17 protein-coding genes are annotated in these 14579 nt (G+C 58.2%); 1 reads left to right on the forward strand and 16 read right to left on the reverse strand.

Translation table 11 applies throughout. The annotated features are described in order from the left end of the window. Nucleotides 1-33: 33 nt before the first annotated feature. Nucleotides 34-1209, forward strand: a complete 1176-nt coding sequence (locus ACLKMW_RS05925) for a hypothetical protein (RefSeq protein WP_415723463.1) — start codon at nucleotides 34-36, stop codon at nucleotides 1207-1209. Nucleotides 1210-1309: 100 nt separating this feature from the next. Here the strand turns inward: ACLKMW_RS05925 and ACLKMW_RS05930 are convergent, their stop codons facing one another. The 16 genes from ACLKMW_RS05930 to ACLKMW_RS06005 form a co-directional block, all read right to left on the reverse strand. Further along, nucleotides 1310-3487: an NHL repeat-containing protein gene (locus ACLKMW_RS05930; RefSeq protein WP_415723464.1), complete on the reverse strand. Its 2178-nt coding sequence runs from the start codon at nucleotides 3485-3487 to the stop codon at nucleotides 1310-1312. 69 nt (nucleotides 3488-3556) lie between these two features. After that, entirely contained in the window at nucleotides 3557-5302 is a 1746-nt protein-coding gene (locus ACLKMW_RS05935) for a phage tail protein (RefSeq protein WP_415723617.1), read from the reverse strand. 89 nt (nucleotides 5303-5391) lie between these two features. Next, the gene (locus ACLKMW_RS05940) at nucleotides 5392-5775 is read right to left on the reverse strand and encodes a DUF6950 family protein (protein ID WP_415723465.1); all 384 of its coding nucleotides are present in this window, start codon (nucleotides 5773-5775) and stop codon (nucleotides 5392-5394) included. A gap of 2 nt (nucleotides 5776-5777) precedes the next feature. Then, on the reverse strand, nucleotides 5778-6368 hold the full coding sequence (locus ACLKMW_RS05945; RefSeq protein ID WP_415723466.1) for a hypothetical protein: 591 nt from the start codon (nucleotides 6366-6368) through the stop codon (nucleotides 5778-5780). Next, entirely contained in the window at nucleotides 6368-6502 is a 135-nt protein-coding gene (locus ACLKMW_RS05950; protein ID WP_415723467.1) for a hypothetical protein, read from the reverse strand. The genes ACLKMW_RS05945 and ACLKMW_RS05950 overlap by 1 nt, the downstream gene beginning before the upstream one ends. Beyond that, nucleotides 6502-7164: a hypothetical protein gene (locus ACLKMW_RS05955; protein WP_415723468.1), complete on the reverse strand. Its 663-nt coding sequence runs from the start codon at nucleotides 7162-7164 to the stop codon at nucleotides 6502-6504. Before ACLKMW_RS05955 ends, ACLKMW_RS05950 begins: the two co-directional genes overlap by 1 nt. Before the next feature lie 28 nt (nucleotides 7165-7192). After that, nucleotides 7193-9790: a tape measure protein gene (locus tag ACLKMW_RS05960; RefSeq protein ID WP_415723469.1), complete on the reverse strand. Its 2598-nt coding sequence runs from the start codon at nucleotides 9788-9790 to the stop codon at nucleotides 7193-7195. A 566-nt stretch (nucleotides 9791-10356) separates the two neighbouring features. Then, entirely contained in the window at nucleotides 10357-10749 is a 393-nt protein-coding gene (locus ACLKMW_RS05965; RefSeq protein ID WP_415723470.1) for a gene transfer agent family protein, read from the reverse strand. Then, nucleotides 10749-11192 (reverse strand): phage tail tube protein, encoded by a 444-nt coding sequence (locus ACLKMW_RS05970; protein ID WP_415723471.1) that lies wholly within the window; start codon nucleotides 11190-11192, stop codon nucleotides 10749-10751. Before ACLKMW_RS05970 ends, ACLKMW_RS05965 begins: the two co-directional genes overlap by 1 nt. Nucleotides 11193-11259: 67 nt before the next feature. Further along, nucleotides 11260-11658, reverse strand: coding sequence for a DUF3168 domain-containing protein (locus ACLKMW_RS05975; RefSeq protein WP_415723472.1), 399 nt, complete (start codon nucleotides 11656-11658; stop codon nucleotides 11260-11262). Continuing rightward, entirely contained in the window at nucleotides 11639-12115 is a 477-nt protein-coding gene (locus ACLKMW_RS05980; RefSeq protein WP_415723473.1) for an HK97 gp10 family phage protein, read from the reverse strand. Before ACLKMW_RS05980 ends, ACLKMW_RS05975 begins: the two co-directional genes overlap by 20 nt. Nucleotides 12116-12530: 415 nt before the next feature. Beyond that, nucleotides 12531-12884: a head-tail adaptor protein gene (locus ACLKMW_RS05985; RefSeq protein WP_415723474.1), complete on the reverse strand. Its 354-nt coding sequence runs from the start codon at nucleotides 12882-12884 to the stop codon at nucleotides 12531-12533. Further along, a complete protein-coding gene (locus ACLKMW_RS05990) occupies nucleotides 12868-13137 on the reverse strand; it encodes a hypothetical protein (protein ID WP_415723475.1) in 270 nt (89 codons plus the stop codon). The genes ACLKMW_RS05985 and ACLKMW_RS05990 overlap by 17 nt, the downstream gene beginning before the upstream one ends. A 214-nt stretch (nucleotides 13138-13351) precedes the next feature. Continuing rightward, a complete protein-coding gene (locus ACLKMW_RS05995; protein WP_415723476.1) occupies nucleotides 13352-13762 on the reverse strand; it encodes a hypothetical protein in 411 nt (136 codons plus the stop codon). 13 nt (nucleotides 13763-13775) lie between these two features. After that, the gene (locus tag ACLKMW_RS06000; protein ID WP_415723477.1) at nucleotides 13776-14345 is read right to left on the reverse strand and encodes a head-tail connector protein; all 570 of its coding nucleotides are present in this window, start codon (nucleotides 14343-14345) and stop codon (nucleotides 13776-13778) included. Beyond that, the gene (locus ACLKMW_RS06005; protein ID WP_415723478.1) at nucleotides 14345-14542 is read right to left on the reverse strand and encodes a hypothetical protein; all 198 of its coding nucleotides are present in this window, start codon (nucleotides 14540-14542) and stop codon (nucleotides 14345-14347) included. The genes ACLKMW_RS06000 and ACLKMW_RS06005 overlap by 1 nt, the downstream gene beginning before the upstream one ends. Nucleotides 14543-14579 lie beyond the last annotated feature (37 nt).

Consider the following 14579-nt stretch of genomic DNA (forward strand, 5'->3'; position numbering starts at 1 on the left):
AATGGGTAGGGCGAGTGTGGTTATACGTTGGTTATGAAAATAGCAGACTACCGTGTTGGAATTACCGCTTTTGTGATCGTCTGTTGCTTGGGCATCGCGAGTACGCTGTACATTAAAAGCGTGGTAAACCGCGGGAACGACATGACGATATCCCTCGTTCAAATATTAGAGAATCGCCTCGACGCTCTCTCGAAGGATGTGTCCAACGTGTCGGCGAACGTCATATTTGACCAGGAAGTGCCGAATGACGCATTCGACCTTCTCAAGTCGTCCAACGGGCAGGAACTTCTCGCCAAGAGAGCGGAAATCACAAAATTCATTTTTGGTAGCGCTGATCTTCCAACTGCGGCGCAATTCGAAAGCCACCCGCTCCCAATACACGCTTTCCTTCCATTTCGCGCGGAACGCCTGAACTTTCTAAACGGCGAGGCTGGCACGTCCAGAGTCCTGTTTGTACGCAGCGAGCGCGAGACACCTGCCTGCTTGTTCCTCTACCTTTCAGGGCATGGGGAGGGTGTTGACCAACCCAAGCCCGATGCTTTCGTGCTGATGCGCTCTGCCCTTTTACTGGGCTGCGACTTGCTCCACCTATCAATGCCGATGAGCGGCGACAATGCTGCTGATCGGCCGCCGCAGAAATTTGGCAGCAAGCTGCCTCACAACTGGCTCGGCACGTTCGAAACGGACAATTTTTCTTCGCTACGCTGGTTTGTTGAGCCTGCTGTACTCTCGTTGAATTGGGCCACTAGCCGCACCGGATATGACCAGATCATTGCAGCTGGGCGTTCGGGCGGTGGCTGGACGGCAGGGCTACTTGGCGCGCTCGACCCTCGGATCGATGCAACGCTAGTGTTCATGGGGAGCATGCCGACCAAGGCTAAAGGCGTCCGCACGGATGACGTTGGTGATTGGGAACAACACGGAAGCCGTCTTTATGACATCGTTGACTATGGCGATCTCTACCTGATGTCGGCGCTTGGCGAAGGTCGTCGCGCCACATACTTCTGGAACAAGTTCGACACCTGTTGCTTCAAAGGTGCCCGCGCCAAAGTGTTTTTCCCCTATCTGATGGACCTAGCCGCAGAGTGGGGCGTGCCAGGACTCAATTTCTACGTGGACGACACACCCGACCGGGGGCACAATATACCCCCGGCGGGCATAGGAGAACTAGCAACCCTTATTTCATTGGGCAAAATGGCTGGGCGCTGAAGCAGGGGGTAGTTATGTCGGCCTGGCGGGGTTGCTATCCCAACAGCCCCCATCGGCCGCATGCTTCGGTTCTCCGAAGGGCGTAGCGCGGCAAAAAGCGCTATGCCCTCAGCACAAACATCCAAGGCGCAGCATAGGCGCCGACTGCTATATCACCATTCGGCATGTCGCGAACCCACTTGCATGCGCCGGAGTCTAGTAGCAGCTCTTGCACCGCTCCGGTCTGCGCATTGACAGCCATAACTCCCTGTTCGCCGCACGCCAGAGCAAAGCCTTTGTGAACGAGTACGTTCGACTGGCCTGAAGTCAGGCTCCGGTACAGATATTTTGCCACAACCGTGTTGGTTGCTGGGTCGATCTTGGCAACGCCATTACGGCCATTTGCCCAGACAAAACCTTCGCCAACGCCAAGCCCGTACAGCCGCCCGAGGCCGCAGTTTATGGTCGCGATCGTAGCTCCACCTGTCGGGTTGATCCGCTTGACCTGACTGTTGCCCTCGTGAATCGTCCAGACAGAACCATCGAGGTAGCGCACGGGAATGTTCGCCCCGCCTGTATTAAGATCAGTCGAAAGCAGCGTCATCACTCCGGTGCTGATATCGACCTCGTATAAGGCACAGCCCTGCGCGTTGGTGCCGGCCCCGAGCCATAGCCGCGCGCCATCGGTGGCCAATCCGAACCCGCCCCTGCCACCCGTTATGTTATATGTGTTCGTGACAGAGAATGTCCCGATATTCACTCGCTGCAGTGTCGCCGCATCAAAGTTTGCAACCCAAAGATCGCCGCCGATGGCAACGATGTCATGCGGATAATCGCCGGTTGAGATGTGACCAACATACTTGAGGTCAGCATCGAACTTCACAAGCCAGTTGAAGCCGTGATTTAGGACATACAGATAGTCGCCTATTGTAAGCGCCTCATGGGTTCCGCCACCAGCGTTTGACAAAGCAGTAGCTGTGGGCTGTCCCGGATACTCGTCGGATGGGATGGCCAGCACAGCAAAACAATGCAGCCCCTGTGCCGCCGTTGATGACAGAGACACGAACACGCTGGCTGAAACAGTGCCCGCCGGCCATGCCGGGGAAGCGCCCCCCTGGGCATTGACCAACCCAAGATAAAAGCTTCCCGTAGGGCTTCTCGCCGCAGCAACGCTTTTGGCGATCGTTAGCGTGCCTAATAGCGAACCACCGTCGTCATAACACTTCACCTGGATGTTAATTGGCAGTGGATCAACCGAACCATAAGCAGCCCCCCAGAACCCGACCACACATGCCCTTTCTGACTCGACTGCAAAAATGGAAGCAGAACCCGCTAGAAGAGTTTGACTTGCGGCTGAAGCGTCCAATTGAACCTTGGAACGAGTGAAATACCGCGCCATGTTGTCAGAGGTGTCGGTTTCGAAGCTGAAGAAGACCCTCGCGGCCGCTGGGTTGGAGACGGCCCACCCTTCGGCCCCCCGGATGAACGAGCCGTAAGGCAACCGATTAGTTTTCCTGGTAAGCCGAAGGCCCACACCAAGCAGAGATCGAACTTCATCGAATGTTCGCGTCTCACGCGCCGTGCCTGCCGCGTTATCGACAAGCATGGTGTTGGCGGTAACGCTCGGCAGGTTGACGCCGGCAGCGGCGGCTTCGGCTGCTAACCGGGCCGCCTCGGCGTCTACCCGCGCAGCATCCGCAGCGGCCACGATTGATGAGGAGACAATATCCGACAGCAGACGATAATTCGCTCCCGCATCCACAAACGCCACCAGCATGCCTGCCGCCAGGTAACCGGCTGCAAGTGCATTGCCCGAGTTGGTGACCAGCGGCTTTGCCGCGGCGCCGTTGATAGAAATCGTCACGGCGCCAGTGTTCGCCACCGCAACATTCATGAGGATGATCGCGCCATATGTGGCCGATGGCAGCGGTATCGACGATGTGGCCGCGATAGCGTCGGCCGTTCCCGCCCCCGCATTGTTCGCGCGAACGAACGAGTACGGCAGATCAGCAACTCGCGACCACGAGCCACCGCCGGAAGCACCCTGCTTCTGGTAGATGCCGTTGTTCGCGGCGGTGGCATCAGCCACTACCCACGCCATCTGGTTCGCCGCGTAGGTAAGCACCATCGCAGCTTTGGTCTGGAAGATGACGCCGCCGCCAGCCTGAAAGCCAGCGATAGCGGTTTCATAGCCCCTCAGAAGCTCGCGAACCTCCGCTTTTTTCACCTTGTTGGCACCGGATGATGCTACGCCGTCGATGACGAAGTCGCGGAATACGGTCTCGGCGGTCTGCGCCATATGGATTCTCCAAGTCTCTAAAGACCCCACCGGGAGCGGCAGGGCGAATGTGCTATTGGGGGGGCTAGATCAGGGGACGGAGTCGGCCAGGGCGACGGCGCTTACCGACCAATCGCCAGCCCTGCCCTTCTCGGTCACGTAGCGGAGCTGGAATTCGTACTCTTCGTCTTCGACCAGCGTTGAACTGTCCGCCGTGGTGGCGCCTTTTGTGACGGTGATGCTGTTCCAAGTGCTGCTTGAGGTCAGCTTGTACCGCGCCTCAACCGACAGGATGACGGCTGGTGCTGGGCTGAACGATAGCCGAGCAATCGGGCCGGCGAGGATATCAACGGTAGGGGCAACCGGGACCGGAACCGTGTTGTCGACTTCCGTCTCATCATAGACCGGCGCATCGCCTTGTTCCTGCGCCGCGTCCCAAGTGTAGGCGGCAGACGGCATCGACTGCACCTGAATCGTCACGCCCTGCAAAATTCCGCCCTCCCCGATGTTGAAGCGGAAGTCCTGAACCTCGAACACGCTGTTGATGCCAAAGTCCGGGTAGGAGATGCGCACGAAACGTTCGCCGAAGGCGGCTAGTCCACCGAGATTGCACTGGAACTGCCCGACCAACGACGGATTCGCGCGGAACGACGCCAGCTTCATCAAGCGGCGCGCCTGGCTGTGCGACGGCGCCATGATGAATTCCATGTCAGTGGCGATCTCGCCGCGCTCGCTTACATCGGCGGCATCGACCCATGGATCCGCGTCCGCCCCTTGGTAGTCTTGGTTTGGATCGAGATATTTCGCTCGGATCGTGTTGGCGGTCGTAAGAATATCGCGGCTAGGCCCGACCTCTGAAAGGCCAACGATGGTGTCAGTGCCCAGCGTGACCGTTGGCTCCTGCCACTCACCGATATCCAGTGTCAGGCCGCCGTCAGCTGTCGGAACCAGCCTGCCGTCGCACGAAGCCATCATGCGACCAAGCACATCGGCCGGCCGCTCCTCAAGCGTGTAGGAGCCCCACAGGCGGTAGCGCGGCTCGCTGCCCGCCTTGGTCGCAATGCTCGCAGCGGCACGATTATAGGCCTCGACCCAACCGGCCTGCGCCAGCGGCGTCGAAACGATGGTTTCCGGCAAGCGCATGCCGTCCCTATGGACGATGTAATCGCGGATGACGGCGGCCGCGTTGTCGTTCCAGGCCGTAACGCCTGTAACTGGGTTCTTGACCTTGGCGCCTCGGATCACCAATCGGTAATTCGTGTTGATGCCGTTCGGAAAGCAGCCGCCGTAGAATTCGGCCTCTACTGGCCGTTGAACAGCAAACAACGATGCCACGCCATTGCCGCGATGCGCCGAGGTCCAGTTGGGAAATTCACCGGCCAAAGGACTGTAGAAAGCCTCGGTGCCAGCACCCAGCCTGGTCTCGATATGCAATAGCGGACCCCAGCCCGACTGCCATGTAGGATGGGTAACATCACGGTTGCTGTCCAATGTGACGAGCGTATCGTCGACCCAATACTCCTCGATCGCATCGATCGGACCCTGACCTATTACGAGCACTTTATAGAATGCGCCCGCTTTGGCCTCGGCGAACACCCATGGTCCCGAGACCTTTACCCGGCCGTAATGCCGAACGCGCGGTGCTGCCGGCTGGCGAACGGATTGCTGCACATCTTCCGGCTTGGGTGCCTTCGGTGCAAAGATGCTGGCTGCCAGATATGACAGCCCCACTGAAAGCCCGATGCTGACTGCGCCGGTAATGGCAGCGATTGCGAAAGCAGAGCCAGCGAGCGCCGATCCCGAAGCAACCAGCGACGAGAAAACAATGCCCTCGATGAAGCCGAAAGTCTTGTAGAGCTGCGGGTTGCGGAGCGCCGTCGTATCTTCGAGATACCGGTCGAGGTTTCGCATGCGCCAATTGGGTCTCATATGGCCCACGCCTTCCATACGTTTGCGAGCGGCGCGCCGATCAGTCCATCCTCATGGCGGCTGAACCAGATGGTTCCCGTGTGGATGGCTATGCAAAGGCGCCCGTCGAAGATGACCAAACCAAGATCGCCGGCCTTCGGCTCACTGGTCCGCTTGAAACCGGCGGCACGCATGACGCGATTGAAGGGAACCGCCAGCCCGCCCGTCTCCGCAAGCCACGCATGCGCCTCGTCGCGGCTCTGGTGATGGCGGCCGTACCGCGCCATGGGCGAGAAGCCACGCACCGACTGCACCCACCGGTCAGCGGTCGAGGCGCAGTCGGTCTCACCCCACGCGAAAGGCTTCCGCGCCTCCGCGGCGATGAATTCGTTGATGGTCAAGGTTACCAGTCCGGATATGTGAAGGTTTTGAACAGGAGCGACGGCGTGAACTGGAAGAACTTGTCGCCCGGATATCGCTTCTGCTGATCACGATCGGTATAGCGCCCATAAGGCGGGCGCGACCGGTTGAAGAAGGCATTCTCGGCCTGCAGCGTGATCGACTGGATCGCGCCTTCCGTGCCTTGCATCGGCGTCCGCGTGACACGCGCCGGCTGCATAAAGCCCCACCAGATGCCGATCGGCACACCAACCGGCTGCCAGTCCGCATTGAACAGTTGCAGGTAGACCGTTACTAACTGCTGCGTCGCGTCCTGCTTATCTTCCAGCGCCATCCTGAGCAGGTCGGTCGCCTGGTCTGGCAAGCCACTGAGCTGGAATGTCACCGCCTCAGCCGCCGTGCCTGTCGGCGCGGAGAGTCCGTCGATAACGCCGGTGCCATGCATCGGCTTCCATGTCTGCCCGCCAGTCACCAGATCGGTGCTGCCATTCCAGAGGTATTGCGTGGATGATCTAAATTCGAGTTTCACAAGGAGGTCGACGCGCACCGTCGAGGCCGAAAGGATTGCAATCTGCTCGGGTGTGAAAAATGCCATCACATGCTCCGGGCCTTAAGCCGATCCAGCATGTCGGGCAGCTTCCGCTCGATCTCTGCCAAGGCGGGCGGCATGAGCTTTGACAGTTCCTCGCGAATGATTTCGCGCACGCGATCTTCACTGATTTCAGACATCACAGATCCTCGATAAAGTTGACGCTTGGAAACGCGAACCGCCCGAGATCGAGCGGCAGGTCCATTTCACCATCAGTGGCTAACCTCATCCTCACGACCGGTTCGTCGAACTCGATGTTGGTCCCGGACGGCACGGCCTCGCGCAGCGGCGGACGGAATGTGATTGCACCGGTATCAGGATTGAACGACCGCACCCGATACAGCCGCTCGCCAACCGAAAAATGCTGACCCGGCTCAATCGTGCCGGCATAGTTCACCGCGACCGTTCCAGACACCGCTCGCAGCGCCATGGAGCCGACCGTCACCACATCAATGACGCGGCCGACATAACCGGTCCCGTCGTCAAAGAATGCATCGTCTGAATGTGGCACAGGCTCGTAAAGCGGCTTGGAGCCTTCCGGTACCGGCTGGTAACCGCGACAGACCGGAACCAAAATCGACCCCAGCCGCCCCTCAAGCAAGTTGGCAATCGCCCGCCAAGCTAGCACATGCTGCCGATCGCGGATGATGACGCTGCCGAACGTCGCCTTCCATATTCCGGCATCCGACGACACGACCTGTGTAGCGCCCGAAACAGAGGCGGGCGCAGCCAAAGAGCGAGGCGCTATGTCAAAGCTGGGGTTTTGAGGGCGAAGAACCGCCCTCGGCCAACGAATGGTCATTGCTATTCCTAGAAATGGGCAAGCGCGACTACATCGTCCGCGCCTGCGCGTTGGCTATCTTGCCGCTGAGCGTATGGTTCAACTGCTTGTCGTACTGGGTGAGACCGGCGCTCACGCCTTGGCGCACAAGGCTGATGACGTGCTCGTCACCATTGGCGCCATCGACGTTAACGTTGATGTTCAGGTTTTGCGGACCCGCTGTCGCCCCAGCCTTAGTGCCCTTCGGAATGACGACTTCACCGCGCTGCAGAATGGCGGGAACCTCTCCTGGCATCAGACCGGCGACACCGCCCTTGTGATAGCGCTTGGCGCCAGCAAAGACCGATGGAGACACCGCCCGTCCATGCCCGTAGCCGTCACGGCCGGCCACGCCGCCGGAATGCAGAATGCCGGGGATGATCGCGCCGCCAAACAGGCCACCGCCACCCCCGAACAGGCCACCGCCGCCAAACATGCTGTCCAGCGCCATGTCGAGGAGCTTGTCTGCCACCTTGCCTAGCGCGTTGGCCAGCGCCTCGGATGCGGACTTTCCGTCGCGCAAGTCCTTGATAAATCCACCCAGAACGTCTTTGCCGAGTTCGCGGAAATCTTCCGCCATCTCACGTGCACGGTCTTGGCTTTCGGCCAACTTATCGGCTTCTGCGCTTGCGTTCGCATAGCCAGTTGCCAACTCATCAATCTTGGCAGCAAGCTCCGGAGTGACCGCAATTCCCGCCTTCTTTGCCGCAGTAAGCAAGTCCTGTTTGGCTCGCGCCTTCTCTAGCGCATAGCCATAGTCGTCGATAAGCGGGTTGATACCCGCCATGGCGGCAGTTTCGGCCTGCAGGGCGGCAGTGCGTTCCTTTATTTGTTCGATTTCGCGAGCGAATTCGTCTTGCTTGGAGCGGCCGCCTCCTTTTTTCTTCTTGCCGCCGCTACCGTCGCCCGCGCCAGCAATACCGCCGCCAAAACCGGCGGTGTTTTCACCTAACCCGGTAAGCGCACCGCCCCTGTTAGTCTCGCGCTCCAATTCCCTACGAGCGTTGGCAACCTCGTTGGCCTTGGAAACGATAGCGTCAACAGCGCCGGTAGTTGCATCTGTGATGCCCTTCCCGGCCATGCCAAGGTAATCGACCGTCTCCCGGTTGATAGCATCGTTCCACGCGCCAGCGGCAGCCTTAGCAGCCCCTGCGTACGAGTCCTCGATGCGGCCTAGTTGTTGCGTAGACAGTTCACCGATGGGCGCGATACCCGCAAAACCACTGAGACTATTTATGGAGCGAATAGCTGCGTTTACAGCCTGAATTACTTTGTTGATGCCCGCCTCTACGCCGGAAATCATGGTATTCATAGCCGCGACGACTGCACTTCCCACCGCGTTAGGAACGGCGGCGAAGGCGGCTTGTATCAAGTCCGCCATGCGGGCAAAAGCGTCGATGATCGAATTGACGCCCGACTTAACCATCTCCCACAATCCGGAGATAGATGTCCCAACCCCAGACAGGGCGCCGTTGATGCCGTCTACAATCGTATTAAAGGCATCCACAACAGTCTGCTGAACCGTAGCAGCACCATCGCCCAAGACCTGCCACAAGGCCGCTGCGTAGTCGCCAAGAGTGGCAAGGCTTCCCTGTAGCGGGACGATGTTGTCCCAAAGCTGCGTGATCGCATATGCTGCCGCCCCGACAGCTGCAGCAAGAGCAACGAATGGGTTTGCCAGCGCGGCGACCGCGCCCAATGCTGCGCCTCGCCCGAACGTAGCGGCAAGCACAACTCCCGCCGCGGCAGCGGCGTTCGCTACGGAGGTAATATTCCCCGCAAGCGCGCCGAGAACCGTATTGATGGCTTCCGTGAGACCCGTTGCCTCGGCCATCGTGCCAATGTATTCGGTAAGGTTGTTCTTGACCTGTATGAAGCCATCGCCAATCGTTTTATTGGTCGCGGCAAATTGCTTCTCAATGTCCGGTATCGCCGCCAGAATAGCCTTAAAGACTCGGTCGGACGTAAGTTCGCCGTCTGCGCCAAGCTGCTTCAGCCCAGCGATGGTAGCATTGAATTCCTTGGCGATAGCTTGTGCTACAATGGGCGCGTTTTCACGCAGTGAGCGCAACTCGTCGCCCTGCAGAACGCCAGATCCCAATGCCTGACCAAGCTGGAGAATACCCGCAGCTTGCTCGCTTGCTGATGCTCCGCCTGCCTTGAATGCCTTAGAGACCGCATTCGTAGCCGCTGCAATTTCGCTTTCGCTTTTAGCTACACCCGCCGCAGACCTAATAAGTCTGGCATAAAGGTCGGCATAGCCGGCCAGCGAAGTACGAGCGTCGTTAGCCCCCTTATTCAACTCCTCCAAAGACCGCGCCTGAACGCCAGCAGACGTTGCTGCCGCGCGGATCTTGTTCCCCGCCTCTGTCCAGGCATCAGCGTATTGCGCGATTTCACGCACGCCAAGGCCACCGCCGACTAGAGCAGTTGTGTTGCGGAGCGTGTTAGCAAGTGACGCCGACACGTTCTTGCTCATACGGTCGAAGCGGCTCTCCATCGCTCTTGTCTGGCGATTGGTGACACCGAGAGCCCTATTAAGTGCGTTCTCGTACTTCTTTACGTCGGCTGATAATTGTACTACAAGACGCTCTATGTCCGTGGCCATCTACACTTCCCGAATTGCTTTCGTGGCGTCTTTGTTCGCGTCCGGGGCAGCTGTCGCCCAAGACCCGTACGCTGCGGCCAAAGAGATGTTCGATGCCAACGTTGAGACGATGGCGTCATTCCGTATGTGCGGAGAGACGATCGGACTGCCTGCACTCTATGAAACGTACAGGCAGGTCGCCGTTAACGATCTAACGATGGCGGGGAAGTCGCGCGCTGACGCGATGTTGTTAGTCAGCGACATCGATAAGAAGCTGCAAGGCACGCGAATGATAGTCGATCGTACTGCATGCCAGGCAGTAACGACGGACGCCACAAAGAGGCTCGAACTCGCACGCGCCAGGTTTAGGAACGCTGCTGGCTTGGATTAAGAGGTAATCCAAGCCCAAAGCTCGTCTACTTCAGAAGCACTTAGCCCTTCCTCGCCACTGTTCGCCTTAACGTATCCCTCCGCGGCGGCCATGAACTGCCACATCGACATTGCGTCAATTTGCTGCGGCGTGAAGCCCATAACGGCACCATTGCCGTATAGTGAGGCAATTCGGATTTTACCGCGCGGCAAGTCGTCTAGTTTGTCGCCGTTAGACTTGCCGCGTCGGCTTCCCCCACCGTTTCGTCCTTCGCTCCCATCAGCCCCGCACCAAGTACCTTCGCGGCAACTTCTAAGTTCGCATCTGGCGGCATCGCCTCCACGTAAAGGCTGACAAGCTTCTTGGCTTCTTCGGCCGACTTGCCGCCGCCAATGAGCCCCCACCGAATAACCTCTCGAATGTACTCAATCCGCATGCCTTTTGCGGCACTCGGATCAAGAAGCATCCTGGCAGACGCTAAAAACTGGCCGTAGATGTAGTAAGGGCCAGCGTCCACCGCCTCTTGAAGCTTGACTATCTCTTTCCAGCCAAGGCGAAAGGTGTAATCACCATCCGCCCAAGGAAGCTCAACAGACCCATCCCGTGACATTACGCCAACGTATCCGTGCGGACCAACTCGCCGTCACTTTGCATCGATACATTGAGCGTAACGCGCCCGCCCTGCTCGGCGCCAAGTTCAAGCGACTCTATATGGAAGTTTCCCGTCCAAGTAACGACGCCGGTCGAGAACTCAACCTCAATCTTCACCGGAACACTGTCTGTGCTTTCGTAGGCGGTTAGCCATGTCTCAACAGAGCTTGCGGCTAGAACGCCCTCGCCAGACACGGAAGCCGAGATGCTCTGAACATCTCTCCCGATGGTGATCGGCAAATCTGGATTTTCACAATCCGGCAAACTAACTTCCGAGAGCGACTTTCCAAGCGTCAGGGACTTGCTGGTGAAGCCGCATGGGGCGCTATAGACCATCGGGCTGGCCGAGTCCCCAAGAAGAATACGAAATTTCCCGAACTTTGCAGTAACTGGTGCAGCCAATGTGGCCTCCTAAAGAAAAGGCCGCTCGATGGCGGCCATTTGGTGATGGGGATGTGGTGCGCCGCGGTTACGGCTCTTCAATAATCGCCGTGTAGCGGATCGATACATGCTTGATCGGATCGTCTTCGATGTAATCGGTACGCCAATGGTCGAACGTTACAACCGAATTGGTTGCCAGTGCCGGCTCCCACCCTCGCAACGCAGACCGTACCGCACCCGCGATAAGTCGCGACTCCGACAGGACGCTGGCCTTCGACCAGACGTCGACTTGTATCATCGCCTCACCGCCGTAGACGCAATCTACATCTTCGGTCTGGTAATTGCCGGGCCCGATGCTGATGTACGGCATTTCTGCGCCAACGGGCGGGGTGTCGTAAACCTTCGATCCGACCAACGCAGTTACGCCTGCCTGCGATTTAAGCCGCGCTAATATGGCGGCCTGGAGTTCAAGAACTGGATCCGCCACCTGCCGCCACCTGTTTTGCTGATTGCGTTATGGCGCGCGTAATGCGCGACTTTGTGCGGCGTCGTAGGCTGCGAAACGAGACGTAGAAAAACGGAGAGGCAGGAATAGCTGGAATTGTAGAGCCATTAAACATGCCGCCGGCCGTGTGTGCTGCCGTTCCGAATTCCACCCATCTAGCATAAAACGCTTCGCTGTTGCCGGCGTAAATGGTGATAACCGTCTTGCCGTTTGCAGCCTTAACCGTCGCCAGTTTTAGCGCCCCCTTTGGCGCCTCGCCAAATGCCCAGCCAATCGAACCGCGGAGGTCGCCGCTATCTACTGACACCAACGACGCCATCATGGCGACGATTTCGTCGGCGCCTGCAGCCATAGCTTCGCGAATTGCTCTTTCAGCAGCAGCAGGAAGCTTCTTTAGTTTGCGGTTGAGGCGGTCTAGTCCGATGATGCTTTTAGCCATGGTGCGCCGTATCTGGAAAGTTCAGATAACAGTTACCCGCGCCCCAGGCCCCTATCGCTGCTACGTCGTAGGCCTTTGCTGCGTCTTCTTGTGTTCTGAACGGCCCATATGTGAAATTTTTCTTATCAACTTTTATTCTTGCCAACCAGACACCTTCTTTCCACCCCGACACCACGCCCTTGTATGGCTTTCCCTTCGGCCCTTCCATCTTTCGTAGGTTTGCGCTCTTTTCTCGCTTGATCGCTATGACGCTAGGTCGAGAATTTACCTCTTCCGCAGCGGCGACTTTCCTCGCGGCCACTTCTGGGTTTGCGAATGCCCTCTTAAGTCCGTCCGACACTCGCTTCTTTATTTCAGGGTCAGCGAAAGCTCGAAACTTAGTAGTATAGGTTTTCTGAGGTGCACTCAACACACATCAGGTCACTACCTCCACCACCAGCAATTCTAGCCACTGGTTTTTTCCATCCGGGTCCGCAACAGCCTTGATGTCGAACATCCGTGACGTGTTGCGCGCGTCCTGCAGCTTATGGGCCGGTGTAATGGCTCTTGTTTGGGTAGAGGAGCGCACCGTAACTACGAATGGCTGCTCTGAAGCGAGCCGCGAAGCCATGACACTTTCGGTCCCGCGCAAGGGCTGGAAGTGTGCAGCGACCGTAGCAATCGTGCCGAATACCTGCTTCGTCCCGCCCCACTCATCTGGCTCTTCTACCCAGCCTTGTATGTTGCAGAGGGAGCGTAAAGCGCCTGCTCGCCTATTGTTCTGCGGCATCGCGGTCTAGGATCGAAATGTCGAGATGCGGGGGCAATACGACGACGCGCGGGGAATTGACGCCCGCGTGACGCAAATCATCCTCGATCTTATCGCGGATTTCGTGGTATTTGTCTGCGGCTAGTGTGCGCTCTGTGCGCACAAACAGGATATCGCTATCGCGGAACTTTACTACAGGGACACCACCGCAGGCATACCCGATTAGCGACTCGCAACCAATAACCGGCTCGCACGTACAATCAACTTCAGTCATTGTCATCCTCCTTCTGTTCGAGCCTTTCCTGCGGCTCCTCACTCTTCCGTGGCGGCTTAAGCCGAACTGCCCTGCCCGCCGCAATAGCAGCCTCGCCGGCTTCGTGCGGAACGTTGCCAACCCACCCGGATTTGTAAGCAATGGTAAATCCGGGCTGCCGCCAGTCAAAATCCTCAGTAACCCGGATCCACATGCCTACTCCTATCGCTTACCGTTACAAGCTCACGCCCGGATACTGGATCCCAAGCGCCAGAACGCTCGTGGACTTTGCCAAACCCAAAAGGCAGACATACTCACCCGCGCCAATGTCCGCCACGGGGCAAATCCCGCCCGGTGTGTCCGATAGGTAATATGCCGTTCCGGCCGTAAGCACAGCACCAAGCGTTACGTCACCATTCTTGGCGACCGTGACAGGCTGGTTGAGCGCCGCGCCATTCAGTGCGATACCCGTCGCCTTGCGAGCCTCTGCGGTCGCGCTGTTCGAATCTGCAAGCATCCACTTGTTGGTGGTCGAACTGCGGTAAACAGCCTGACCAGCCGCGATGGCTTCGCCTGCCGTGCCGCTATCGCGCGTAACGTTGCTGTCGGCCACGACGCTTGCGGGAGTAATTACTAGGTCTACCAACTATCTCTCCTGTTCATCCAAACCTCCCGACGCGATACCTCTCCAGAATGGTATCCACGCCATAGGGAATTTTTTTCAGGCTGGTGTCGTCGACGGTTTCGCGATTATTGTACCAATGGCCCGCAAGCAGAAGCACTGCGGCCCTCAGCACAAACGGCACCTCTGCGTAACCGCACTTGAATTCAACCTTCACAGCGCCAGGATCACAAATAGTCGGCCAGGACGCGCCCAGCGCGGGCAGCAATCGCGCGGGCTGCGCGTCCTTGTCCAGCCTGTAGCCAGTAACGATCTGTTCAGCGCCCGTCGTATCGGTGTATTTGACGCTCGTCACGCCCGTCACAGGCCCAAGCGGAATTCGTATCTCCGCCGGAAAGTAATCCAGCGACAAGCGCCAAGTCTGCGGCCTAAGCGCAATGCCTATACCATTCGGCCCCTCAATCAACTCGGTGGCCGCCGTGACATACAAATCCACCAGCGTATCATCATCGTCGTGAAAGACGTTCATATGCCGCTTGGCTTCGACCGTTGTCACAACCGGCGTTGTGGCCGCGGTGACAAGCGACAATCGCGACCACTCATTCATTACCGCGCTTCCTTGTCGCGAGTTTCCTTCGCTAGCGGCGCCTTTACAGCGCGCTCAACCTTGGATTCGACAAACGGCACGCTGACATTGTCCACGCCAGAGCCGATCTTTTTCAGCAACTCGTCACGCTCGACGATCTCGCCGAAGCGGTAGGAGAAGCCATCACCAGCCAAACTGGTGGTCAATTTCACTTTCATTCACGCCTCCGCGGAAAAGTAAGAGGGCGGCCGAGGC

The sequence above is a fragment of the Borborobacter xinjiangensis genome (assembly GCF_047739745.1).
Classification (GTDB): domain Bacteria; phylum Pseudomonadota; class Alphaproteobacteria; order Rhizobiales; family Rhizobiaceae; genus Pseudaminobacter.

Bases quoted from the DNA above. Each gene is read 5' to 3' on its own strand.
- ACLKMW_RS05985 (WP_415723474.1), bottom strand. From the start codon at position 12,884: ATGCCGCAGAACAATAGGCGAGCAGGCGCTTTACGCTCCCTCTGCAAC.
- ACLKMW_RS05965 (WP_415723470.1), bottom strand. From the start codon at position 10,749: ATGTCACGGGATGGGTCTGTTGAGCTTCCTTGGGCGGATGGTGATTAC.
- ACLKMW_RS05955 (WP_415723468.1), bottom strand. From the start codon at position 7,164: ATGACCATTCGTTGGCCGAGGGCGGTTCTTCGCCCTCAAAACCCCAGC.
- ACLKMW_RS05960 (WP_415723469.1), bottom strand. From the start codon at position 9,790: ATGGCCACGGACATAGAGCGTCTTGTAGTACAATTATCAGCCGACGTA.
- ACLKMW_RS05925 (WP_415723463.1), top strand. From the start codon at position 34: ATGAAAATAGCAGACTACCGTGTTGGAATTACCGCTTTTGTGATCGTC.
- ACLKMW_RS06005 (WP_415723478.1), bottom strand. From the start codon at position 14,542: ATGAAAGTGAAATTGACCACCAGTTTGGCTGGTGATGGCTTCTCCTAC.
- ACLKMW_RS05950 (WP_415723467.1), bottom strand. From the start codon at position 6,502: ATGTCTGAAATCAGTGAAGATCGCGTGCGCGAAATCATTCGCGAGGAA.
- ACLKMW_RS06000 (WP_415723477.1), bottom strand. From the start codon at position 14,345: ATGAATGAGTGGTCGCGATTGTCGCTTGTCACCGCGGCCACAACGCCG.
- ACLKMW_RS05990 (WP_415723475.1), bottom strand. From the start codon at position 13,137: ATGACTGAAGTTGATTGTACGTGCGAGCCGGTTATTGGTTGCGAGTCG.
- ACLKMW_RS05930 (WP_415723464.1), bottom strand. From the start codon at position 3,487: ATGGCGCAGACCGCCGAGACCGTATTCCGCGACTTCGTCATCGACGGC.
- ACLKMW_RS05980 (WP_415723473.1), bottom strand. From the start codon at position 12,115: ATGGCTAAAAGCATCATCGGACTAGACCGCCTCAACCGCAAACTAAAG.
- ACLKMW_RS05945 (WP_415723466.1), bottom strand. From the start codon at position 6,368: ATGGCATTTTTCACACCCGAGCAGATTGCAATCCTTTCGGCCTCGACG.